Source organism: Aeromonas sp. 5HA1, assembly GCF_029237245.1.
In the GTDB taxonomy this organism is placed as follows: domain Bacteria; phylum Pseudomonadota; class Gammaproteobacteria; order Enterobacterales; family Aeromonadaceae; genus Aeromonas; species Aeromonas salmonicida.
On sequence record NZ_JAACFW010000027.1, the window covers coordinates 1 to 24,739 of the forward strand.

Sequence of the window (24,739 nt, forward strand, 5' to 3'; positions counted from 1 at the left end):
CGAGCGTGGCGGGTGTGCCGGGCTTTACCTTGCCGGCGGACTGGAGCGGGGTAGTGAATGGCAATGTAGCGGGGACCACGGACGAGGGCGGTGCGGCTAATCAGGACTTCACCGTGACGGTCACGGCGACCAATAATGCCCCCATGCTGACCGTCTCTGATCTGCGTATCTCTGAAGAGGGGTTGCTTGGGGCCAATCCGGATAATTCACCCAATCCGGGCGATACCACTGACAGCACATCAGCCAATGCCACGGCAGGTGTGACGGACATCGACAGCAGTGCCTTTACCTTCACTCTCTCAGCACCATCCAGCTTGAGCTCCGGTGGGCAGCCTGTTGTGTGGAGCGGTATCGGCTCTGCGATCCTGGTTGGCTCTGTGGGTGGGAACCCGGTCATACAGGTATCTGTGGATCCGACGGGCAAATACACGGTCGACCTGCTGAGCCCCATCGATCATGAGTTTGGAGACAATCAGGAAGGGCTGGAGACATTTACATTCAACCTGTCGGTCAGCGACGGTGATTTGAGTGATACCAAGCAGGTCAGTGTTGTCATTGAAGATGATATGCCGGTGATCACAGGTATCGAAAGCCTTGAGGTTATGAATGTGGCTACCATCACCACGGGGGGATTGTTTGGCGTCTCCTTTGGGGCTGACGGCCCTCTGGCCAGTGGTGGACTGACATTGACCGGATGGCCGGATCTGGCCGGGATCACCGAGACCTTGTCTATGGACGGGAAGACCCTGGTAGCCACTATTGATGGCAGTGGGCAACCACCCGAAGTCTTCTATACCCTGACACTCAATGAAGACAATACTTACAGCTTCAATCTTGTCACTCCGCAGCCAACCCAGACCTTCTCGATCGGTTCACAGTTCGGTGCCGGTGGGCCGGTTGAGACGATCGGAGTGACTGCTGGCGGGATTGGTGTCCTGTTCGATGGACTGCTGTTCAATGGCAGTGTCAATGACCCTCAAAATCTGCCTGGCAGCGATGCAGATAATCTTAATCCGAACAACAACGGGTTCGGGATCAAAAATGGCAACCTGGACAATAACGAAGGGTTCAAGGTATCCACCACGACGGGAGTTGATGGCCTCTCTTTCAATGTGTATGGGGTTGGCAATACCAATACCAGCACCATACAGTGGGTGGCCTATGCGGCCGATGGTGTCACCGTCATCGACTCAGGAGAGCTTGTCCTGTCAGGTCTGAATGGCTCAATGCAGCTGGCCAGCATAGAGCCCGACGGCGAGTTCAGTCAGCTCTACGTGCGCTTTGTGCTGGATGGTAATGACTCGGTACGAATTGAGAACTTCGGGGTGATAGACAAGATAACGCCCCCCGATATTGAGCTCGACTTCAGCGCTACCTTGACGGACGGCGATGGCGATCAGGCCAGCGCCAACTTCACTGTATCGGTCAAGAGCAATGAGCCCCCTGTGGCGTCCAATATCCTGGTGGTGGGCAGCAACTCCTCGGATACCCCCGACAGCACGGGGACACCAGGCACAGGCGACGATCACAAGGTACCCAACTCGGATGGCAATGTGGATGGTGTTGTGGCAGGCGGTGCTGGTCACGATATTCTGGTCGGGGATGTGGGTGGCACAACCACCAATTTCATCCCGGGCCAGAGCTACAATATCGCTCTGGTTGTCGATGTGTCCGGCAGTATGGAAGGCGGACGCCTGAGCATGCTCAAGGCGTCCCTGACACATCTGGCCAATCAGCTCAAGGATCATGATGGCGAGATCAATATCACCCTGATCAGTTTTGCCACCAATGCCAGTGAACGCGTGACCATTGTAGGTCTGGATGCCAGCAATGTGATCAACTTGACCAATGCCATTGATGCCCTGGTTGCCAACGGAGGGACCAACTATGAGGCAGCTTTCAACCAGGCGGTGCAGTGGTTCAACAACGGCAGTCAGGCAGATCCCGATTATGAAAACCTGACCTTCTTCGTCACGGATGGCAATCCAACCTACTACATCAACGACAGTAATCAGGTTGCCGGCCCGGGCAGCAGTACTACCTACACGGTGATCAAGGAGTCTGTCGATGCGTTTGAGTCGCTGAGCAGCATCAGTCAGGTCAATGCCATCGGGGTGACCAACAGCGTCAATCAGGAGCTGCTCAAGTTCTTTGACAACACGACGGAAACCGGCTCGCAGTTCTACTCCGCTGGCAGCTTCCTCGATCTGGCTACCTTTGGCAGTGGAGGCAGTGGCATCAATGCAGCCTCGGGGTGGGTACGTAGCGGTGATCCACAGGGGGCCCACACTGTCACTGGAGGCTACTTGCGTATCAGGGATGACCGTACGAGTTCCGATACTGACAGAACCGTATTGGCGCTGGCCGTTGCCAACGCTATCCAGATTTCGGCGGCACAAGCTGGCGCAAGCCTGCAGTTCCAGTATGCCTTGAGTTCTGTCAATTCCAGTGACAGCTTCACCTGGAAGCTGGTAAGGCTCGATGGCGGTGCTTGGGATCTGGCCAGCCCACTACAAAGTGGCACGATCACCGGTATTGGTACATCTGGGACAACATCTTACAGTACCATCACCACCAACGGGCTTGCAGCCGGGCAATACGGCTTTGTGTTCGAGTTGCTTGATAACTCCAACAATCGCACTGCCGAAGTGCGAATAGACAATATCCGGGTCGAGCAGGGTTTCAGCGCCTCGATAGGGGAAGCCCAGATTGTGACCAGTGCCGAGCAGTTGACGGCGGCACTGACCGAGGGCGATCAGATAACCGTGCTGCTTGGGGCTGGCAATGATGTGGTCGATGGGGGCGCAGGCAATGACATTTTGTTTGGTGATGCGCTCAATACCGATGCGTTGGCAACCCAGTTGGGCCTGACCTTGCCTGCAGGGTCCGGTTGGCTGGTATTCGAGACCCTGGAAACAAGTCATGGTTGGACCCGTGAACAGACGGTGGACTATATCCGTACCCACCTCACAGAGCTGAGTGTTGAAGGTGGTCGTAGCGGTGGTAATGACACTCTTCTGGGCGGGACTGGCAATGACATTATCTTTGGCCAGGAAGGCAATGACACCCTTGATGGTGGTGAAGGGGATGATTACCTGCATGGCGGCTCAGGCAACGACACTTTGATCGGTGGCCTGGGTGATGACATTCTGATCGGCGGCCTCGGTAGCGACACCATGACAGGGGGCGCTGGCAGCGATACCTTCAAGTGGCTTGCTGGCGATGCTGATGGCAGTACGGACAACATCACGGACTTTACCCTGGGGAATATGGCCAGTGGGGGGGATGTGCTGGATTTGTCTGATTTGCTGGTTGGGGTTCCCACTGGCGGCAGCAACGATGATTTGGCGGCGGCGTTGGACAGTTACTTGCAGTTTGATACCGCCACCAAGACGTTGACGATAGACCCTGATGGTGTGGTCGGTGGTTCTGAGCTGACGATTCAGTTCCAGAACTCCCTTGATCTTGCCTCCCTGGGTTCTAACCAGGATATCATCAAGCAACTGCTGGATGATGGTAACCTCAAGGTTGATCCGTAATCAGGTAACGGGGCCGGGCTATGCCTGGCCCCTGTTTTTTGACTGAGGGGGCGGCTAAGATAGCGGCAGTAGAGGAGAGGGTCACCATGCAGTCATTTAATTGGGTCGATATTGATGGCATTCGCTATAGCTGGGACGGGCAGGGCAGCATTACCTGCACCGGCCAGTTTGGCTATCAGGCAACCATGGCGGGTGACCGGATTGACGGGCTGGATCTTGAAAGCGAAGATGGCGACGTGGCGGGTTCTCTCAATGTGGACTTCGCGGCGGCCACCATCGCATTTAATCCGGTAATGGATGCTGAGCCACCTCACAGGGTGGTGCTGGTCGGGCATGATGAGGGGCAGCAGGAGTATTCGCTGCAGAGTTTGAGCCATGCCTGCTTGCAGGATCTGCTCATTCACTCCGACAGTATCGACTGTGCTCCACTGACCACATCCACGCTGGCAGACCCTATTAGTCAGGTACAGGGACATGTTCTGTCGTGGGATTCGTTCCATTTTGATGATGAAGACCTGATCACTTCCCGCAGTGTCGCACCTGTTGCCTCGAGTCATCCTGAGCCGATGGGCAATGAGATCAGCATCAGTATCGATATGACCAATCAGGTACTGGATCAGATACCGCCATTGCACGATATATGAATCCCATTCAGCCACGGGCATAATGACCTCACTCTAATTGATTGAGGTTTTTTTATATGTGGCGTTCCCTTCTTACCCTTTCCGCTCTGGTTGTCAGTGCTCCGTTATTCGCGCTCGAAGTACCGCAAGCCCCACATCTGGTGGTAAGTGGTTATGCCGAGCAAAAGGCCGAACCCGATATGCTGACCCTCAATGTTGCGGTCACTGCGTTGGAAAAGCAGGGCATCAAGGCCAAGCAGCAGGTCGATAGCAAGGTTGCGGCCTTCTTTGGTCAGCTGGAAGGGCTGGGCATCAAGCGCAGCGATGTGGAAGCGGGCAACCTGGTGATCTCTCCCGAGTATCAGTATCCGCAGAACAAGAAACCGGAACTGGTGGGATACCGTGCCCAGCGTCAACTCGCGGTCAAACTCTACCAGCTCGACAAACTGAGCGGGCTGATGGATACCGCTCTCAAGGCGGGTCTGGAGTCAGTCTCCCAGATTGAGTACGGTCTCAAGTCGCCGCAGATCATCAAGGAGCAGGCTCGTATTGGTGCGGTCGAGGATGCCAAGAACAAGGCGGAGTCCCTGGCCAAGGCGTTCGGCATGAAGCTTGGCAAGGTCTACAGCGTGGAGTACCGCAACAACACCCCCATGCCCATCTATAGCCGTGCACTCAAGGCCGCCGCCATGGCCCCTGCCGCCGACATGATGGAAAACAGTTATCAACAGCAGCAGATCAGCATCACGGACAACGTGGAAGCCGTCTTCCTGCTGGAGTAAGGGGATGGCCTCCGGCCCTGTCCCTCACCTGTCCCAAGCCCGAGGCTCACCCCTCGGGCTTGTTGTTTTTACGGCAATTGTTTGCGCGCATTAGCGAGCAAGTGATGTCGCCTGGCGGGCAGCAGGTTCCCGCTCTTGCAGGCTTGATGACAGGCAAGGGGGGCAGGCTTGATGGCTTGCATCCCTGTGCTCAGCATCTGGCAGCAGATAGAAGATGGATAGAAAAATGCCGGTCAGTGACCGGCATTTGAATAACGAGCGTCGGAAAAATCAGCCAAGGTCGGCGGCAAGACGTCCCTGACGTTTCAGCTTGAGTTGATAACCGATGGCCAGCACGACGATCCAGACCGGGATGAGCAGCACCGAGATCTGGATGCCCGGGGTCAGATACATGATGACCAGAATACCGGCCATGAAGGCGAGGCAGAGGTAGTTACCCAGCGGATACCAGAACGCCTTGAACTTGGGCTCAACCCCTTCGGCCTGCTTGCTCTTGCGAAACTTCAGGTGCGCAAGGCTTATCATGGCCCAGTTGATGACCAGTGCCGAGACCACCAGTGCCATCAGCAACTCGAACGCCTTGCCCGGCATCAGGTAGTTGATCAGCACGCACAAGAGGGTTGCCGCTGCGGAGACGGAGATGGCCACTACGGGCACACCGCTCTTGCTGGTTTTGAGCAGGCTGCGCGGGCCGTTGCCCTGCTTGGCCAGACCGAACAGCATGCGGCTGTTGCAGTAGACACAGCTGTTGTAGACCGACAATGCAGCGGTCAGTACCACCATGTTGAGCACGGTTGCCACCAGATTGCTATCCAGCGCGTGGAAGATCATCACGAAGGGACTGCCGCCTTCCACGACCTTGCCCCAGGGATAGAGGGACATCAGCACGGCCAGGGCGCCAATGTAGAAAATCAGGATACGGTAGATCACCTGATTGGTGGCCTTGGGAATGCTCTTCTCGGGGTCATCCGCCTCTGCGGCCGTGATCCCTACCAGCTCAAGGCCGCCAAACGAGAACATGATCACCGCCATCGCCATCACCAGACCGCTGATGCCGTTGGGGAAGAAACCGCCCTGGTCCCACAGATTGGTGATGCTGGCATCCGGTCCGCCGTTGCCGCTGGCGAGCAGGTAGCCGCCAAAGCCAATCATGCCGACGATGGCGACCACCTTGATGATGGCAAACCAGAACTCCATCTCGCCGAACGCCTTGACGTTGGAGAGGTTGATGGCGTTGATCAGCACGAAGAAGACGGCAGCCGACATCCAGGTCGGGATCTCGGGCCACCAGTACTGGACATAGATGCCGACCGCCGTCAGCTCGGCCATGCTCACCAGCACGTAGAGTACCCAGTAGTTCCAGCCGGAGGCGAAACCGGCGAAGTCACCCCAGTATTTGTAGGCAAAGTGGCTGAAGGAGCCCGCTACCGGCTCTTCCACCACCATCTCGCCCAGCTGGCGCATGATGAGAAAGGCGATAAAGCCGCCGATGGCATAGCCGAGCAGCACTGAGGGGCCCGCCATCTTGATGGTCTGGGCAATCCCGAGAAACAGGCCGGTACCTATGGCACCGCCCAATGCGATGAGCTGGATATGGCGGTTTTTCAGGCCGCGCTTCAGCTCCTCGCCGTCTTGTTGAAGATCCATTCTTCCTTCCTTACGTCTCTGATGTCACTCGTCTGTCATCTCGCCCGTCGAGTCACTCCATGTGACCTTGCACGGCAAAACGTGCTTGAAACGTGACGAAATACGTATTTATTTCGTTACGGCAGGTCGCTTGTTGTTTTTTGTAGCGGCTACCAACGGAAGCAGAATAGTGATAATCAGCCGTCAACGCACCTGTTTTCCTTATCATTCGTTGGTTTTTTCAGCATCAAGCAGGTTTTTCAGGACTCCAAATACAAAAAGAGGAGTGGTTGGCTGTATTGTGAACAATCGAATGCTGTTCAGTTGACTCTTTCAGTGATTCCTGTTTTATAAAGCCTCCTCCGTGAAAAGGACAGGCTTCATGCAACGTATTATTGGCAGCCTGTTGGCCGTCGCGCTCTGGTTGACGGTCTGGCTCTCGCCCCTGTTGCTTGCCATGGCGGCGGGATGCATGCTGGTTTGGGCAGTGCAGGGTGACGACTATCTGGTGATGCACTTTCGAACCGTGCTGCTGACAGCTGGCGCTGTTGGTTTACTGCCGGCGCTCTGGTTGACTGAACGGGTACGAAGGCGCTATGGCGTGCTCAACTTTTACGCCATGCTGATGAACAACAAGGAGTTGAACAGCACTGGCTCCCGTCCCCGCTAGCTACAAAAACGGAGCCACATGCTACTGCATTGGGCTCCGTTTTCATTTCTGCTTATCTGTCCCGTCAACTTGCCACCTGGGATGAAGTTGGCAGTGCGTTGATCTCCAGGATATTTTTCCCTTTCAATAGAGCTGACGGCGCATGCCGGTAGCCTCCAGAATTTTCGCGCTTATCTCCTCCACCGAGTGAGAGCTGGTGTCGAGGAAGCGGATCGCCTCCTGGCGAAACAGCCGCTCCACGCTTGCCAGCTCCTGCTCGCACTGCTCCAGCGAAGAGTAGCGGCTGTTGGCGCGGCGCTGATTGCGGATCTCGTGCAACCGCTGGGGCGTTATGGTGAGGCCGAACAGCTTGTGGCGATTGGCCTTGAGGGCGGTGGGCAGCACCAGGGTGCCCATGTCCTGTTCGATAAAGGGATAGTTGGCGGCACGAATGCCAAATTGCAGCGCCAGATAGAGGCTGGTTGGCGTCTTGCCGCAGCGGGAGACCCCGATGAGGATGATGTCCGCCTCCTCATACTCCTTGGTGGTGATGCCGTCGTCGTTGGCCAGTGCGAAGTTGACCGCCTCGATGCGATCGTCATAGAGCTTGCGGTTCTCCATGCCGTGGGTGCGATGCAGTCTCGGCTCGGCCTTGACCCCCAGCTCCTGTTCCAGCGGGCTGACGAAGGTGTTGAGAAAGTCGTGGCCGCTCGCCTGGGCCTTGAGCACCTCTTCTCGTACCAGGGGGTCGACTATGGTGTGAAACAGTATGGGGCGCAGCCCGGTCTGGCGGAACTGCTCGTCGATACGTGCCCGCACCTGTCTGGCTTTCTCCAGGGTCTCTACGAAGGGGATGGTGACTTGTTCGAACACCAGTGGAAACTGGCTCAACACGGCGTGACCGAATACTTCGGCCGTGATGGCTGTGCCGTCGGAAACATAGAATACGGTGTGCACGATGCGCTCCTGTGATGCGGGCTGGCGAGGTTGCGAGCAGTCAGTATCTCTCGAAACCATATCTATTTTGTCAACCGATCTGCTGTGCCCAAGTTGTGAAGTGGCTTGCAAACCTGAGTCGTTACCTTTTTGTGTTGGCATTGTAGAATGTCTGTGTCATTCGACCATCCCCAAATCTTGCTCGGGGATTTTTTTGACAATAAGTAGAAAACGTTTTCATGGTCGTTTGCAACAGTAGAAACGGACAATAACGCATATAACTCACGCACCTAATTTGGCGCAGAAGGTGCCATGGCACCCGAGCCCACCAACCTGGAGACATGCAAGTGCAACAGTACGTACTCTGGTACGAACAACTCGGAATGCAAGATGTAGAACGAGTTGGCGGCAAGAACGCATCCCTTGGCGAGATGATCAGCAACCTCTCTGGTGCCGGTGTATCCGTGCCGGGTGGCTTTGCGACCACGGCCTTTGCGTTTAACGAGTTTCTGGAGTCAAGCGGCCTCAACGGCAAGATCCATGATCTGCTCGATAACCTGGATGTGGACGACATAGGCGCCCTCAACCGGGCGGGTCAGCAGATCCGCGACTGGGTGATCGAAGCCCCGTTCCAGCCAGCACTGGAGCAGGCGATCTGCGCCGCCTACGACAAGCTGAGTGCGGGTCTGGATGCCTCTTTCGCGGTGCGCTCCTCCGCCACCGCCGAGGATATGCCGGACGCTTCCTTTGCCGGTCAGCAGGAGACCTTCCTCAACGTACGCGGCATCGATGCCGTCATGATTGCCGTCAAGCATGTGTTTGCTTCACTGTTCAACGACCGCGCAATCTCCTATCGGGTGCACCAGGGTTATGACCACAAGGGCGTGGCGCTCTCGGCCGGGGTACAGCGCATGGTGCGCTCGGATCTCGCCGCCTCCGGCGTCATGTTCACCCTGGATACCGAATCCGGTTTCAACGACGTAGTCTTTATCACTGGCGCTCAGGGCCTGGGCGAGATGGTGGTGCAGGGCGCAGTCAACCCGGATGAGTTTTATGTGCACAAGCCAACCCTCAGGGGCGGGCGCCCTGCCGTGGTGCGCAAGACCCTCGGCTCCAAACTTATCAAGATGACCTACTCGGACGATGCCGGTCATGGCCGTCAGGTGCAGATCGTCGACACCAGCGAGACCGAGCGCAACCGCTTCTGTATTACGGATGCCGAGGTGATGGAGCTGGCCAAGCAGGCCCTCATCATAGAGCAGCACTATGGTCGCCCCATGGATATCGAGTGGGCCAAGGATGGACAGGATGGCCATCTCTACATAGTGCAGGCGCGTCCCGAGACGGTGCGCAGCCGCCAGGAGGTCAACACCCTGGAGCGTTTTGCCCTTAAACAGGCGGGCAAGGTGCTGATCGAAGGGCGTGCCATCGGCCACAAGATTGGTGCGGGCCCGGCGCGGGTCATCTCCTCCATCAGCCAGATGGACGAGGTGCAGCCCGGCGATGTGCTGGTCACCGACATGACGGATCCGGACTGGGAGCCCATCATGAAGCGGGCCTCCGCCATCGTCACCAACCGTGGCGGGCGCACCTGTCACGCCGCCATCATAGCCCGGGAGCTTGGTATTCCGGCCGTGGTGGGTTGCGGCAACGCCACCGATCATATTGCCCCGGGTCAGCTCATCACTGTCTCCTGCGCGGAAGGGGATACCGGCTTCATCTATGACGGCGAGCTCGATTTCGATGTGGCTGTGACCGAAGTGGGCAACATGCCACCCTTGCCCATCAAGATCATGATGAACGTCGGCAATCCGGACAGGGCGTTTGATTTCGCCCAGCTGCCCAATGCCGGTGTGGGTCTGGCGCGGCTCGAGTTCATCATCAATCGCATGATTGGTGTGCATCCCAAGGCCTTGCTGGAATTCGACCAGCAGAGCCCGGAACTTCAGGTCACCATCGCTAAGATGATCGCAGGCTACGATAATCCGCGGGAATACTATGTCGCCAAGCTGACCGAGGGGATCGCCACCCTGGGTGCGGCCTTCTGGCCGGAGCGGGTCATAGTGCGGATGTCGGACTTCAAGTCCAACGAGTACGCCAACCTGGTAGGCGGCCGTGACTACGAGCCTCACGAAGAGAACCCCATGATAGGGTTCCGTGGCGCGGCACGTTACATCGCCGACAGTTTCCGTCCCTGCTTTGCGCTGGAGTGTGAAGCCATCAAGCGGGTGCGCGACGTCATGGGGCTGACCAACGTCGAGGTGATGATCCCCTTCGTGCGCACAGTGGGTGAGGCCGCCCAGGTGATGGACATTCTGGCCGAGAACGGGCTGCGCCGTGGCGAGCGAGGATTGAAGGTGATCATGATGTGCGAGATCCCCTCCAACGCCCTGCTGGCGGATCAGTTCCTGCAGCACGTGGATGGCTTCTCCATCGGCTCCAACGACATGACCCAGCTTACGCTCGGACTGGACAGGGATTCGGGCCTCATCGCCCACCTGTTCGACGAACGCAACGAGGCGGTCAAGGCGTTGCTGTCGATGGCTATCCAGGCTGCGCGCAAGGCGGGCAAGTATGTCGGCATCTGTGGTCAGGGCCCCTCGGATCATCCTGACTTTGCCGCCTGGCTGGTCGAGCAGGGCATAGACTCTGTGTCCCTCAACCCGGATACAGTAGTCGATACCTGGCTCTATCTGGCGGAGCAACACAAGGCTCGCTGAGTCTGTGTTGATTAACAACTGTGATAATAAAAACGGCGCCCTGACAGGGCGCCGTTTTTATCTTTTAATGACTGCTCTGTATTATTTTTACGTCGTATTTTTACTTCTCTGCCAAAATAAGCGCGCCAGATCCTGATCTTACACTCCGTTACATAGGTTCACTGCCGCACCACGCCATAATAACCCTTCCATGTCATGGACAGACTGGCGAATCACCATATTCACCTCATGTCGGGTCAGGTTGAAAATACAGGTTCCACTTGTACTCGATTCATCAATAAATATGTTTCTTGTTATTAATGTGGCCAGGGCAGGCAAATGTCACAGAGCGTATCAAATCAAGTGATCAGAAGAATGCTGGCAGCCTGTCAGCAGCAAGGGGGAGATACGGATGCCATCCTGATGGCTGCCGGTCTGACGCCATTCGATATCCACCGTGAGCATGGCCGGATCCTGGCCCACAGTCATTACCGCATGCTGGGCCTGATGCAGCGGCATCTGAATGGCTTTCACGAGGGCATACTGTCTTACGATATCGCCGAGCTCTACCAGCACTATCCGGCGCTCATCAGCCTATGCCTGAACCAGCCGTCCCCTCGCGCCGCCATCAAAGCCCTGCTGGCCTATCGCACCGTCATCGGCAACTGCGACGATTTTCAGGTGAGGGAGGGGGCGTCTCACACCCGATATGAATATATCAATCAAGGGCCTGCCGCCAGCCAGGCCATCCCCAATTTTGTCATCCTCTACCGGATCCTGCGGGTCTATGTGCCAAACCTGACGGTGTCGGTGGGGCTCATTGGCAAGTCGCTGGGCTCTCACCGCCAACTGGATCACTTCTTTGGAACCCACTGTCGCTGGGATCAGCCTGGCAACACCCTGACCATAAGCAATGCCCTGCTGGATAGCCGAGCCGATGGTTATAACGGGCCCCTTTGCCGTTTGCAGACAAACCAGCTTGAGCATATCTGCCTCGACATTGATGAGCGGGTGCCCTTTGCCAATCTGGTGGCTGACATGATCCGCCATAACATTCGCAGCGGTGTCATGGAGTGCGATGACAATTTACTCAAGGATGTCTGTTCGGCCATGAATATCAGCCGCTGGACCCTGAACCGGAAATTGCAGGGGGAGGGCAGCAGTTTCTCGGCTATTTTGAAACAGGTCAAGATGATGGAGGCGTGCCGTTTATTGGGGGATGGGGACCAGCCACTGCAAAATATCAGTGACCTGATGGGTTTTTCCTCCCAGAGTGCCTTCAATCGTTTCTTCAAGGCCAATACCAATATGACGCCGCTGGCTTACCGAAATACTCGCCAATAATAACGGCGCTGGTCTCGTCAAGCTTTCCCGGTACAGAAAATGGGAGCGCACGCTAACACGCCGCTCCCATCATTTTATGCTGTCACTGTCGCCGGCTTATTTGGTGACAGTGGTCACTGTGGCAGGGTCCACGCCTTCCGGCAGGGCTAGGGTGCCCGGGGTCGTGCTGCTCACCACTATCTCCTTGCTCACCGTGAAGGTGACCGGCGTGGTGGCGGAGACATCCGAAGAGGGGCTGATGTAGGCGCTGTAACTGCCCGGTTCCACTATCCACTGGTTGCTGGCCTCATCGAAGCTGGCAAGTATGCTGGCCGGAATGGTGAAGCTCAGTTGCTCGGCGGCGCCCGGTGCCAGCTGTTTGGTCTTGGCAAAGGCCTTGAGCTCTATGGTCGGTTTTTGCAGTTTGACCTCGGGGGCGGTGACATAGACCTGGGCCGCCTCCTTGCCCGCAACGGTGCCCGTGTTGGTGATGGTTGCCGTCAGCACCAGGCTGCCGGCCGTGCCCTCGGCCAGGGTATTGCTGGCGATGGCGTGGCTGGTGTAGCCGAAGCTGGTGTAGGAGAGGCCAAAGCCGAACGGGTAGGAAACCGCCTTGTCGAAGGTGCTGTAGTAGCGGTAGCCCACATAGATCCCCTCGTTGTAGTAGAGATCGTCCGGCTCGCCGTCACCGTCGGTATCTTCACCCGGGAAGGTGCCGGCGGAGGGCACGCTGGCGTAGCTTAACGGGAAGCTCTGGGCCAGCTTGCCACTGGGGTTGACCGCCCCCGACAGCACGTCGGCCACCGCATGGCCGGTTTCCTGACCGGCCATGTAGGCCAGCAGTATGGCGTCCACCTTGTGGCCCCACTGGGCTGTGTCGATGACGCCGTTGACGTTGAGCACCACCACCACCTTCTTGCCCTGGGCGTGGAAGGCGGTGCTCACCGCATCGATAAGGGCGGTCTCGTCATCGCCGAGCAGGTAGTCGCCCTTGCTGTCGGTGCGATCCGCCCCTTCACCGGCCTGACGGCCTATGCTGATGACCGCCACATCCTGCTCACCGGCAGCCGTGGTGATCAAAGTGGCGAGTTCGGGGCTGACGGTGGCCTCATCGCAGGTGTAGTAGCCTTTGGCGCCGAATTGCCCCTCGTGATAGACCTTGTTGGCCTCATAAAAATCGCCGTAGTAAGTTTGCAGCGTGTCGTTGACCGGGAAACGGCTGGCCAGCCCCCGGGCTATGGTGGTGGTGCTGGCGGCGTTCACATCCCCGCTGCCGGTGCCACCCTTGTAGGTATTGACCTGGTTGATTCCAAAGCTGGCCACCTTGCTGGTCGCAGCGATGGGCAGGGCGGCGGCGTCGTTGCGCAGCAGCACCATGCTTTCGGCCCCTGCCTGGCGAGCCAGTTTGGCATGGGCGGCCAGATCCGGGCTGTTGCTGACGGCCAACTGGTTGTAAGAGGGACTCTTCATCACCTGGGTCAGGATATGGATGGCGGCCTCGGTCACTTTGGCCTCGTTCAGATCGCCCTGCTCGATGGATTGCTGCAACTGCTCCTTGACGTTGCCAGGTTCAATCAAATCCTGCCCCGCCAGCACCTGCTTGTAGGCGTTGTTGGCTACGTCGCCTGCGAACCAGTCTGACATCACCAGGCCGTCGAATTGCCACTCACCGCGCAGCACATCGGTTATGGCATCCTTGCGCTCGTTGACATAAGTGCCGTTGAACTTGTTGTAGGAGGTCATGACTGCCCATGGCTGGGCCTCGTTTACCGCAATCTGGAAGCCACGCAGGTAGATCTCGCGAAAGGTTCTCGGTTCACCGATGTCGTTGATTTGATTCCGGTTGGTCTCCGAGTTGTTGCCAAAGTAGTGCTTGATGGTGGTGCCTACCCCGTTGCTCTCCACCCCGTTGACCATGGCGGCACCGATTTTGCCGGTGAGCAGCGGGTCTTCCGAGTAGTACTCGAAGTTGCGGCCATTGAGCGGGTTGCGCTGGATGTTCATGCCGGGGGCCAGCAGGATGTCGACCCCGTACTGGCGCACCTCGTCCCCCATGGCTTCCCCGACGGATTTGACCAGGTTGACGTCCCAGCTGGAGGCTAGCAGGGAGCCGATGGGCCAGGCGGTGGCGTAATAGGTGGCGCTGTCGCCGTCGCGGTTGGCGTTGATCCGCAGGCCCGCCGGACCATCGGCCAGTTTCAGGGCCGGAATGTCGATGCCGTCGGCACTGCGCGTTACCCCGTTGATGTAGCCCGCCACCCCGGCGACATCCTGCTTGAGGTTGATGGCGCCGTTGGCGCTGCCATAGCCGGGGCCGGAGAGCAGGTCCAGCTTCTCCCCCAGAGTGAGCTTGGCCACCATGGCTTCGGCCTGGCCGCGGTAGTAGGCATCGTCTTTTACCAAGGGGTCCGAGTCGTTCTGGTTGCAGCCAACCAGCAGCCCGGCCAGCGCCAGGCTGACGCCGATTGAAACCGCTTTCATTTTTGTCGTGATAGGCATGAAGACTTCCTCGTAACTGTCTGAATAAAAAGGCAAGTGCGATATCGACACCGGCAAGTGATCGGGCCGGGCGGCCGCTCTGATGGCGGGTTCCCATGGATATCGATGACGGCTCAGGGTGGGCCAGGGTGCATGTGCAAGGGGGCAGCCATGGCCGGAGCCGCAGGCAGGTTAGCAAGTCGGGCTGACTGTGCCTTGCCTTGGCGGAGCGAGAAATGTGCAGTTGGGAGCAAGGGGGCCAAGTTGTGACAGTGGTCGCATCACAGGCTGCGCGGCAGGGAGGGGAAAGGGGAGGCTGGATGGCCGACCATTGAGGATGGCGGCAACAGGGCGGTCCGGCTTGGGTCGCGATTTGCCGCGAGGTGCAGGGCGCATGGTGTAGGGCACAGGCGCTCGGGCAAGAAGAGAGGGGGCCAGCGGCCCCCTCGGCGTGTGCAAGATACCTCGCGCTTGTCAGCGCAAGGGCTTGCTCACTTTGGCTGTTTCAGTGCTCCGGCCAGTTCGATCTGCACCCTGACCCCTTGCTGCTTGAGCTGGGTGGCGATGGCATTCAGATCCGTACCTGGCTTGGCCTCCAGCAGGGCGATACCGCCGCTGCTCTGCTTGAACTGCAGACCGTGGCGACCCGCCAGCGTCTTGGCCTGATTGTCATCGGTCTCTACCAGCAGGGTACCGCTGACGGTCAGCTCAGGGCTGGCGACCCCTTGCAGCAGGACGTCGCCGCTGCGCAGGGTCTGTTGTGGCACCTTGCCATCCAGACTGCGGGCGACCCGTTTCTTGCTGCCGTTATCCGGCGTCAGGTAGGTTTTGCCATTCACCTCTATGGTGTTGTACTGCTTGCCATCGATCACCACCGATTCGTCGGCCGTTGCGTGCACGCAGACCGAGGCCAGCAGGCTTGCCAGGGCAAGGCTGAGTAAGCTGTGTTTCATGTTATGACTCCTCTGTGATCAGGAACGGGCTGCGTCGTGACCGAGTACCCGCAGGGACCAGTCGAGCAGTTGACCCGGCTGGCTGTTGTTGCGCTCGGTCAGGGTACTGCGGGTGTTGGTTCTGCGATCGAGCAGCGAGACCTTGCGGCTGCCATTGGCCACGTCGGTTACCTCCAGGCGCCACTCGCCCTGGGCCGGTTCGCCGTAGAACTTGTGGGAGAGCATGCGCATGTCACGCAGCCCCTTGGTGCGCACATAGCCCAGCTGCTGCCGGTCGAGGGATTGTCCCACCAGGCTGTTGTTGGGGTTGAGCAACACACTGCGGGTACCGGATGGCGAGACCAGTTCGATCAGCAAGTCGGGCAGCCGCTGGTGATCCAGGCTCACCATCACCTGCACGGCCTCGACCGTCAATGGCTGATCGACCTGCGTGCTGGAGCGGGTCGGGCTGCTGCCCACATCCGGGATGGCGCTGACGGCGCGATCCCGTATCGTCACCTTCTGCCAGGGCAGCTGCACCAGTGGCGGCAGCGGTTCGTGGCTGGCGGCGCTGGCCAGGGTCTTGTTCACATCCACCAGGCCGAAACCATAGGTCGGGCTGAACCAGAGGCCGGCTGCGTTGCGCTCCCACCCCTCCAGACCCGTCACCTGGCGGCGCTGACCATTGGCGGCCGTGTAACTTATCTGCACGGGCCCCTGATTGGCGTCGAGCCGGGTGGCGTTGCGGGCCAGCAGATCGCGCAGATCCCGCACCGACAAGTCCGGATAGGCGGACATCAGCAGCGCCATGGCGCCTGTGGTGTTCGGAGTGGCCGAGGAGGTGCCGTTCATCACGCCGTTGTAGTCGCAGCTGGCATCAAGTTGCGGGTTGTTGTGCAGCCGGTTGGTGCTGGGATCGTCCACCCGGTTGTAACCCATGTCGCAGCCAGGTAGATCCGTGGTCACCATGGCTGGCGCATCCGTGCCGTATTCCCCGCCGGGGGCGCTCAGGAAGACGTTGCTGCCGACGCTGGAATAGGAAGAACGCACCCCGTCCGCGTTGATGGCGCTCACCACCAGGTTCCAGAAGTTGCTGTTGGAGGGGTCTATGTTGCTGTTCTCGAACGGCAGCTTGGGCAGGTTGCCGGTGCGGTTGAGCACATAGTTGCCGGCAGCAATCCGGTTGAAGCCGTTGCCCGCTGCCTTGATATAGGCTGCGCCTTGGGCCTGCTGGGTCCGCTGTTCGAACAGGCGATCGAGCTGCACCTGCTCCAGCCCGTTGGCCCCTTCTGGATCGACCATGCTCATGCCGTAACTCTGGTTGAAGACCCGGTTGTCCGCAGTGACGGCGTTGCCGCCAAGGGCGTAGAGCCAATCTTTTTGCAGCTGCTGGCTGTTGTCATCGAGCAGGTTGAAGCCCTGCAACTGGGCGCGAGGGGCTACCCCCAAGGTGCCTATGCTGTTGTCCACCGCGGCTATGATGCCGGATACCGAAGTGCCGTGGGCACTGTCGGGATCGGTCGGAGTCGGATCGTCGCTGCCGGTCACTACGTTACGTGAACCCGGGCGCACATTGTCGGCCAGATCCGGGTGCGCTATGGCCAGGCCATCGTCCACCACGGCCACATTGATGCCCTGACCCAATACTTCGGTGCGGTGTGCCCACCAGAGGTTGAGATCATTGCCCGCCACGCCGCCACGGGTGCTGAAGGCATTCTGGCCGCTGTTGAGCAGGTGCCACTGCTGGTCCTGCAGGGGATTGATGCCGGGCAGACAACGGACTGCGCTGCTGCGGCCGGTATCGAGTCCGGCCTCTTTGCCGGTGAGTGGGGTGCAACTCTCATTAGCCTGAACTGAAGCGATAGGCAGGGCCGAGATCAGGGCCGAGATTGCCAACGCCAACGATGTTTTTCTCATTGATAAACTCCATCTTATATCGCACCGTCCTGGGTGCGACTGGCATCTATACACGGGAAAAACAGAGCCAAAAAGCGCTCATTTCAGTTCTGGGATAAGGCTCAAAAAAATCCCATCACAAATCTGTTTCAAACCATATGGGGGTTCCTGCGAATCCCTTTATGTGCTGTATTGAGAATTTTTCTCAGTTGATGGTTGTTGATATTTATCTTTATAGATCAACATGTTATTAATCCATCATTCACCCTGGCTGCGGTCGTGCCGAGGCTGCCGCTTTGAGTAGGCCCTGATCTGATATGGCTCATCCCCAAGCTGGCGTTATGTGGCAGGCAAGCCTGCCATACCGACAGCGGGTTTTGTGCTCAAGTGACAATAAAAACGGCGCCAGTGGCGCCGCGTTTGTGTGAGGTGCTGACCGAGAGTGGTCAGCCGCTATTTGATCAAGGCCAGGATCGGGCGAAACGCCGGATGGCGGCAATCCCCCAGTAGCTCATAGAGGCACATTTCCACCGAGGTGAGCCGCGCGCCGCGGGTGGCCAGCTGAGTGATGGCCAAGTCGCGGTTGGCGGCGCTGCGGGACGACACCGCATCCACCACCAGGGAGACATCGGCGCCGCTGCCGAGCAGCCCCAGCACAGTTTGGTAGACGCAGATATGAGCCTCTATGCCGCACACCAGCCAGTGACGTCTGCCGGTCCGGGCGAGGGCGGCTGCCACTGCCGGCTCCCCCAGCGCGCCGAAGCTGAATTTGGTCAGCACGGGGGCACCGCTCTGCAGCGGCTGCAACTCGGGCACCGTTGGCCCCAGCTTGTCCGGATTCTGTTCCAGCCAGACAACCGGCAAGCCCAGCGCCTGGGCCCCTTGTACCAGCCTTGCGCTATTGGCAATCAGGGCTGGGCTTTCCTCGACGAGCCGTGCCAGCTTGCCCTGAATATCGACGACTAGCAGGCCTGTGGTAGAGGCGGTCAGCATGATGGCTCCTTGGATCAGGTCAGAGTGTGGCGCCCAGTGGACGGATGACAGATGTACGCGACTGGTTCCACAAATAGATGAGGGTCAGCGCGATGGCGGTACCGATCGGCAAGGCGAACAGATGCAGCGCAATAAAGCACCAGAAGACAACCTTGAAGCCCTTCACCGGCTCTGTGAGCCCGCGATAAGCTACATAGTTGAATGCCATGACAAACAACCCAATGGCCAGTGCGAGGCCGACCCCCTGTGACGGGGCTGATCCGGCCGGGTGCAGCGGGCTGACCATGACGACCGACCATGCAACAAACGCTATCAGGGCCAAAGAAAAAAGCGTCGAAGCGATGAAGATGCCTTTGGCGATCAGCTGTTGTTTGGGGCTCATGAATACTCCTTGAATAGGGTGTGGTCTTGCTCCCTGCTCGTGATTTAGCGTGCCTTCCATGTTGTTCGCTATTGACATGGTGGCGTATAAAATATGAGTCACGGCACCCTGTCGATGAGGCCCATAAACCTACCGGCAATGCCAGCATCAGTCAAAAATAAAGTAATTCAAATTGTAAATGTAGTGATGGAAATATCATTATGGAAAATGCATGAGTAGTCTGGATAGGTAATTTTGTCGGCGCTTTCCTGTTGACCAGACCGAGCAACAATATATTTATGATATGCGTATGTACTATGTTGACGGTTTCTCTTGTTTATGGGGCTGATTTTATATTTCATTTCTGTTTGTTCAGCTGGGATGCCCGTTTCTTATCTCTAACCCATAAGACTGAGTTGTCAGTCTTCTTCATCTCGAACAGGTCGATTGCCATGAATAGATCACTGAGTTTTTGAAAGCCGTAGTTCCGTTGATCAAAAGAAGCATGGTTTGATATATGATTTCCTATTGCTCCCAGCATTGCCCAACCACCTCCCTCCTCAACCGCATCGATGGCTTGACGTAGCAAATTAATGAGGCGAGTATCACTTTTAATATTCTTGATCTGCTTTGCTATCGGAAGTTCTTCTTTTATATCATTAGGTTCAGTATCAAGATAAAGAAAGCGAGAGCAGCTATTGACGAATGGCATTGAGGCCTTACGTTCACCAAATCCGATCACAAATTTACCGTCTGCGAGGCAGCGAGTAACGAGAGGAGTAAAGTCACAGTCTGAAGAGACGAGACAGATGACGTCTACATCCTTGGTATAGAGCACATCCATCACATCAATCACCAACGCCATGTCGGTCGCATTTTTTCCTTTGGCCAAGTCAAATTGCTGCACCGGTTGGATGGCAAATTCATGCAATACTTCCTCCCATGATTTGAGGGTCGGATTCTTCCAGTTACCATAAGCTTTGCGGATATTGACTACGCCATAACGAGCCAGCTCGGACAATACCCTGTCAATCTTGCTGGCAGGTGCATTGTCTGCATCGATAAATACAGCAATTTTTTCTTTGTCCTTCAAATGACCTCCTGTCATTTAACGTCACCTGCTACACCGGTTCTCTGAATGTAGATACTAATTTTAAAGGCGTGGCGACGTACCCGTCTTGCCAAAAGAGAGATTATCCGCCAAGGCGCTAGCCCGCCAGTAATCAGGGCCTGCAACGAGGTGGTGACAATTGGCCACAATAAGCCAGTTGAGGCCGGTTCGGGGAGGGGGCAAAAGCAATACTGTGTGGTTTATCAAAGATTTTCTGCATCAAGGCTAGCAATGCATGAAGTGTGGGTTTGGCTGTTGCCTGGTTAAGCTTGCCCTGTTTTGTTGCTTGGCGACGGGAAGAGGCTCTGTTATGGTTGCATGCATTAGCCGTTTGGATGGCTAGATGGTTATGGCGAGAAGCCCATTGTGGTCGTCGCCGTCATCCTGCCACCTTTTGATGATTATTTTGACAGGGAGTCCCTTATGCAGCGTCGTTCCTTTTTTACCCTCTCAGCGCTGGCACTGCTGGCCAGCAGCCTGCCGTTTTCCGTTCTTGCCGCCGATCCGGTCAAAAAAGAGATAGTGATTGGCACGACAGTCGGGGACTTTGCCGACATGGTGACCGACTCCATCAAGCCGCAGCTGGAGGCCAAGGGCTACAAGGTCAAACTGGTGGAGTTCACCGATTACGTGACCCCCAATATTGCGCTGGCCGATGGCTCGCTCGATGTGAACTGCTTCCAGCACAAACCCTATCTGGAGAGTTTTTCAAAAGACAGGGGCCTGTCACTGGCTCCCATCACCCAGGTGCCGACCGGACCCATGGGTCTCTACGCCGGCAAGCTGGGCGAGCTGAAGGCGTTGAAAGAGGGGAGCACTGTCGCCATCCCCAACGACCCGACCAATCAGGCGCGTGCTCTGCTGATGCTGCAGGATCTGGGTTGGCTCACCCTCAAGGAGGGGATCAATCCGCTCAAGGCGAGCGAGTTTGATGTGGCGAAAAATCCGCACAATATCAAGCTGATCCAGCTGGAAGCTGCGCAACTGCCGCGTTCGCGGGAGGACGTGGACTTCTCCGTCATCAACGGCAACTTCGCCGCCTCCAGCGGCATTGCGTTCAGCGAGGGTTTGTTCCTCGAGCGCAGCTACAACTTCATCAACTGGGTGGTGGTGAAAAGCGCCGATGCCGATCAGCCATTCGCCAAGGACGTGGCGGCTGCTTACAACTCCCCCGAGTTCAAGGCCTATGCCGCCAAGCGCTTCGTGGGTTACAAGTATCCCGAGGGCTGGCAGGGGCAGAGTGCCAGCAACTGAGCCTGGCTATCGGTATGTGACGTTATCGCACCAATAAAAACGGGCACCAGAAGGTGCCCGTTTTTGTTGGCATGGTCACAGACGTCAGTAGCGGCGCAGCCACCAGCGGGCGGCAAACAGGGCGGTCAGGCTGCCGAGCAGGGCGCTCGCCAGCACGTCCATCGGCCAGTGCATGCCGATCAGCATGCGCGACAGGCCTATGCCCAGTGCCCACAGTGGCAGCAGCCAGACCCCTGAAGGGGCACGGGCCAGCCAGATCAGGCCGAAGAACTGGGCGAGACTCATGGCGGCGATGCTGTGGCCGGAGGGAAAGGCGTAGTTCACTTCTGCCTGCCAGTGGTCCGTGAGCCATTCGGGCAGGGCCAGCAAGAGGCTCGCCGCATGCACCTGTTCGCTGCGTACCTCGACACTGCCTGAGTAGAACTGCTGGATGGCGGGGATCAGACTCTGGCCCTCCAGCCAGAGCAAATAAGGGCGCGGCTCCTGGGTCAGGTGCTTGATGATGCTTTTGATGGCCCAGTCGCCAGCGAGCATGGCAAACAGGGCGCAGACCAGTGCCAGCATGGCGGGCAGGCTCAGCGTCAGCTTGTGTCGGGTCAGCAGCAGGAGGGCGGCAATGCTGATGGCAATGCCGGGCACATCCACCATGCGGGTGAGGGCGTAGGGCCACCACAACCAGCCCGATTGCAGGGCCTGGCTCATAAAGGGTTGCCAGGGCAGGCTGGCCAGCAACAGTAGCGGCAGGATCAGGGCGGCGCTGAAACCAAGCACCTGACGGCGCGGTAGCGAAGAGGCATGAGTCGGCATAACAAGGCTCGTAACAGGTGCGCGTTAAACGGGCAGGAAAAAAGAGGCATCATTGTGCCAGCCTCGGCGGGTCGGTCAAGTCGCGCAGGTCTGGCTGTAACATGGGCTTACAAATGAGTGTCACCCGGGCCGACATGGCAATACGGGCGTGGGGTCATCATCATCTGCGCATCTTGGCGGTTTGCCCAGGCACTGTGGTGCGATGGTGGTGAAAGAGGGTCGGCGAACAGGCATCTGAACATCTGGTCGGTTTGGGCAGGCCGGACGGAGTGATTGTGGTGAAAGGTCATGGGCGAATAAGCATCTGAAAGTTCTGCTGGTTTGGGCTAGAATGGCGCGCCTGTGGCCGGTTGCGAAGTGAGAGAGCCCGATGAAGATCGTCGTTGATGAAAATATGCCCCACGCCCTTGAGTTGTTTGCCGAATTTGGCGAGGTGATCCCCCTGCCGGGACGACAGATGCAGGCGGCGGATCTGCAAGATGCCGACGTGCTGCTGGTGCGCTCCGTGACCCGGGTCGATGCCGAGCTCCTCGCCACCAGCCCGCGGCTCGGGTTCGTCGGCACCGCCACCATAGGCACGGACCACGTAGACAAGGCGCTGCTGGCGGCGCGCAACATCCCCTTCTTCAGCGCGCCCGGCTGCAACAAGTATTCGGTCGGCGATTATGTGCTCTCTGCCCTGCTGGTGCTGGCCGAGCGTCATGAGCTCAACTTGAGCGAGATGAGCCTCGCCGTCATAGGGGCGGGCAATACCGGTGAATGCGTGGCGCTCAAGGCCGAGGCCCTCGGCATGCGGGTGCTGCGCTGCGATCCGCCGCGGGCTCGAGTCGCCGGGCAGGCAGGCGAGACAGGCGCATTCGTCGACTACCAGACGGCACTCGGTGCCGACATCGTCAGCTTCCACGTGCCCATCACCCGCGAGGGGCCGGATGCTACTTTCCACCTGCTGGATGAGCAGATGATCGCCGCGCGCCCTGCCGGGCAGATCCTCGTCAACGCCTCCCGTGGCGAGGTGTGGGACAACCAGGCGCTGCTCGCTCGCCAGCAAGGGCTTGAGCCCCTGCGGCTGGTGATGGATGTGTGGGAAGGGGAGCCAGAGCCACTGCGTGCCCTGGTGCCCCATACCGAGATAGCGACCCCTCACATCGCAGGCTACAGCCTGGAGGGCAAGGCGCGTGGCACCTGGATGCTCTATCAGGCGCTTTGTCAGCAGTTGGGCCGCACGGCGCGCCAGGATCTGCAATCCTTGCTGCCCGCCCCCGAGGTGCGCGCACTGACTCCGGGTCAACCGGCGGATCAGGCGCTTATCAAACAGCTGGTGCACCTTATTTACGATGTGCGCCGCGACGATGCCCGTTTTCGCAACCGGATTGAGCTGCCCGGCAGTTTCGATGAACAGCGCAAGCACTATCCGGAGCGGCGCGAGCTATCCTCTTTGCACGTCAATGGCCCCTTCGCCAGCGATACCCTGGCCCGGCTCGGTTTCACCGTCCAACCCGGCTAAACCAGATTCAACAGATCCAAACGGCTGGGGTAAGCGGCTTCGACGCCAGCCTCGCCCGTCTCTGGCTTGGTGTCATGCCGAGCCCTCTATCAGGCAGGTTCGCCTGCCAACGGTGATGCCAGCGTGCGTTGCCGGCACTATTTGCAATACCACAGGAGAGAACATCAGTGAGTCAGCAATTCAACGTAGCGGTATTGGGCGCCAGCGGCGCCGTGGGTCAGGCCATGATTGAAATTCTGGAGGAGCGCGCCTTCCCGGTCGGTACCCTCTATCCGCTGGCATCCAGCCGCAGCGCCGGTGATACGGTGCGCTTTTGTGGCAAGAATCTTGAAATCAAGGATGTGGAAGAGTTTGACTGGAGTCAGGTGCAGATTGCGCTCTTCTCCGCCGGTGCCGAGGTTTCTGCCAAATGGGCGCCGATCGCCGCCGAGCACGGCTGCATCGTCATCGACAACACCTCCTGCTTCCGTTACGACGAAGATATCCCCTTGGTGATCCCGGAAGTCAATCCGGGCGCGTTGGCGGATTTTCGCAATCGCAACATCATCGCCAACCCGAACTGCTCCACCATCCAGATGCTGGTTGCGCTCAAGCCCTTGCACGACGAGGTCGGGATCGCCCGCATCAACGTGGCGACCTACCAGTCCGTCTCCGGCTCTGGCAAGGAAGGGGTAAGCGAGCTGGCCGGCCAGACCGCGCAGCTGCTCAACGGTCGTCCGGTGGAGCCGACCCTCTACCCGCAGCAGATCGCCTTCAATCTCATTCCGCAGATCGACAGCTTCACCGACAACGGCTACACCCGTGAAGAGATGAAGATGGTGTGGGAAACCCAGAAGATCCTGGGGGATGCCAGCATAGCCGTGAACCCCACCTGCGTGCGGGTGCCCGTCTTCTATGGTCATGCCGAAGCGGTGCACGTCGAGCTGCATCAACCGCTCGATGCGGATCAGGTCAAGGAGCTGCTGCGCAACGCCCCGGGCGTTACCCTGTTCGATGACGAAACGGACTATCCGACCCCGGTGCGCGATGCCACCGGCAAGGATGAGGTGCTGGTTGGCCGTGTCCGTCAGGATATTTCTCACCCCAGCGGTATCAATATGTGGATCGTGGCCGATAACGTTCGTAAGGGCGCCGCGACCAACAGTGTGCAGATTGCCGAACTGCTGGTGCGCGATTACCTCTGATCTGCGGATCTGCCGGCCCGGTGGAGGGCAAGTTCCATCGGG

At 58.1% G+C, this 24,739-nt stretch carries 18 protein-coding genes; 9 read left to right on the forward strand and 9 right to left on the reverse strand.

Annotated features, from left to right (window positions below; genetic code table 11):
• The 3 genes from GWQ27_RS19395 to GWQ27_RS19405 all read left to right on the forward strand — a co-directional run.
• On the forward strand, positions 1–3,539 hold a 3,539-nt coding region (locus GWQ27_RS19395), incomplete at its 5' end, for a VWA domain-containing protein (RefSeq protein WP_275908105.1).
• Positions 3,540–3,625: 86 nt separating this feature from the next.
• Entirely contained in the window at positions 3,626–4,183 is a 558-nt protein-coding gene (locus tag GWQ27_RS19400) for a hypothetical protein (RefSeq protein WP_219598770.1), read from the forward strand.
• Positions 4,184–4,239: 56 nt separating this feature from the next.
• Positions 4,240–4,944: an SIMPL domain-containing protein gene (locus tag GWQ27_RS19405; protein ID WP_021140495.1), complete on the forward strand. Its 705-nt coding sequence runs from the start codon at positions 4,240–4,242 to the stop codon at positions 4,942–4,944.
• Positions 4,945–5,214: 270 nt separating this feature from the next.
• Here GWQ27_RS19405 and GWQ27_RS19410 read toward each other — a convergent pair whose 3' ends face one another.
• Positions 5,215–6,591: an amino acid permease gene (locus tag GWQ27_RS19410; RefSeq protein ID WP_058395488.1), complete on the reverse strand. Its 1,377-nt coding sequence runs from the start codon at positions 6,589–6,591 to the stop codon at positions 5,215–5,217.
• A 361-nt stretch (positions 6,592–6,952) separates the two neighbouring features.
• Here GWQ27_RS19410 and GWQ27_RS19415 point away from each other — a divergent pair, with 361 nt between their 5' ends.
• Positions 6,953–7,240 (forward strand): hypothetical protein, encoded by a 288-nt coding sequence (locus GWQ27_RS19415; protein WP_059169622.1) that lies wholly within the window; start codon positions 6,953–6,955, stop codon positions 7,238–7,240.
• A gap of 123 nt (positions 7,241–7,363) precedes the next feature.
• Here the strand turns inward: GWQ27_RS19415 and GWQ27_RS19420 are convergent, their stop codons facing one another.
• Positions 7,364–8,176 (reverse strand): pyruvate, water dikinase regulatory protein, encoded by an 813-nt coding sequence (locus tag GWQ27_RS19420; RefSeq protein ID WP_021140498.1) that lies wholly within the window; start codon positions 8,174–8,176, stop codon positions 7,364–7,366.
• 320 nt (positions 8,177–8,496) lie between these two features.
• Here GWQ27_RS19420 and ppsA point away from each other — a divergent pair, with 320 nt between their 5' ends.
• Entirely contained in the window at positions 8,497–10,875 is a 2,379-nt protein-coding gene (gene ppsA, locus GWQ27_RS19425) for a phosphoenolpyruvate synthase (protein WP_275908106.1), read from the forward strand.
• Between the two features lie 354 nt (positions 10,876–11,229).
• The gene (locus tag GWQ27_RS19430; protein WP_275908107.1) at positions 11,230–12,198 is read left to right on the forward strand and encodes an AraC family transcriptional regulator; all 969 of its coding nucleotides are present in this window, start codon (positions 11,230–11,232) and stop codon (positions 12,196–12,198) included.
• A 96-nt stretch (positions 12,199–12,294) separates the two neighbouring features.
• On the opposite strand, the gene GWQ27_RS19435 is transcribed toward GWQ27_RS19430, so the two are convergent.
• From GWQ27_RS19435 to GWQ27_RS19460, 6 genes are all read right to left on the reverse strand, one after another.
• Positions 12,295–14,676, reverse strand: a complete 2,382-nt coding sequence (locus GWQ27_RS19435; protein WP_275908108.1) for a glycoside hydrolase family 3 C-terminal domain-containing protein — start codon at positions 14,674–14,676, stop codon at positions 12,295–12,297.
• A 470-nt stretch (positions 14,677–15,146) separates the two neighbouring features.
• Complete coding sequence (locus GWQ27_RS19440; RefSeq protein ID WP_265462800.1) at positions 15,147–15,608, reverse strand: hypothetical protein; 462 nt, start codon at positions 15,606–15,608, stop codon at positions 15,147–15,149.
• An 18-nt stretch (positions 15,609–15,626) separates the two neighbouring features.
• On the reverse strand, positions 15,627–17,504 hold the full coding sequence (locus tag GWQ27_RS19445) for a S8 family serine peptidase (protein WP_275908109.1): 1,878 nt from the start codon (positions 17,502–17,504) through the stop codon (positions 15,627–15,629).
• 432 nt (positions 17,505–17,936) lie between these two features.
• Complete coding sequence (locus tag GWQ27_RS19450) at positions 17,937–18,476, reverse strand: hydrolase (protein WP_275908110.1); 540 nt, start codon at positions 18,474–18,476, stop codon at positions 17,937–17,939.
• A 19-nt stretch (positions 18,477–18,495) separates the two neighbouring features.
• Positions 18,496–18,858, reverse strand: a complete 363-nt coding sequence (locus GWQ27_RS19455; RefSeq protein WP_275908111.1) for a hypothetical protein — start codon at positions 18,856–18,858, stop codon at positions 18,496–18,498.
• 337 nt (positions 18,859–19,195) lie between these two features.
• Positions 19,196–19,930, reverse strand: a complete 735-nt coding sequence (locus GWQ27_RS19460; protein WP_059169615.1) for an NYN domain-containing protein — start codon at positions 19,928–19,930, stop codon at positions 19,196–19,198.
• Positions 19,931–20,371: 441 nt separating this feature from the next.
• Here GWQ27_RS19460 and GWQ27_RS19465 point away from each other — a divergent pair, with 441 nt between their 5' ends.
• Positions 20,372–21,202: a MetQ/NlpA family ABC transporter substrate-binding protein gene (locus tag GWQ27_RS19465; protein WP_059112171.1), complete on the forward strand. Its 831-nt coding sequence runs from the start codon at positions 20,372–20,374 to the stop codon at positions 21,200–21,202.
• 84 nt (positions 21,203–21,286) lie between these two features.
• Here GWQ27_RS19465 and GWQ27_RS19470 read toward each other — a convergent pair whose 3' ends face one another.
• Complete coding sequence (locus GWQ27_RS19470) at positions 21,287–22,009, reverse strand: phosphatase PAP2 family protein (RefSeq protein WP_159166162.1); 723 nt, start codon at positions 22,007–22,009, stop codon at positions 21,287–21,289.
• 370 nt (positions 22,010–22,379) lie between these two features.
• On the opposite strand from GWQ27_RS19470, the gene GWQ27_RS19475 reads away from it, so the two are divergent.
• Positions 22,380–23,513, forward strand: coding sequence for a 4-phosphoerythronate dehydrogenase (locus GWQ27_RS19475; RefSeq protein WP_275908112.1), 1,134 nt, complete (start codon positions 22,380–22,382; stop codon positions 23,511–23,513).
• A 167-nt stretch (positions 23,514–23,680) separates the two neighbouring features.
• Positions 23,681–24,697 carry an aspartate-semialdehyde dehydrogenase gene (locus GWQ27_RS19480; protein ID WP_275908113.1) on the forward strand — a complete coding sequence of 339 codons (1,017 nt, stop codon included), beginning with the start codon at positions 23,681–23,683 and terminating at the stop codon, positions 24,695–24,697.
• Positions 24,698–24,739: the final 42 nt, after the last annotated feature.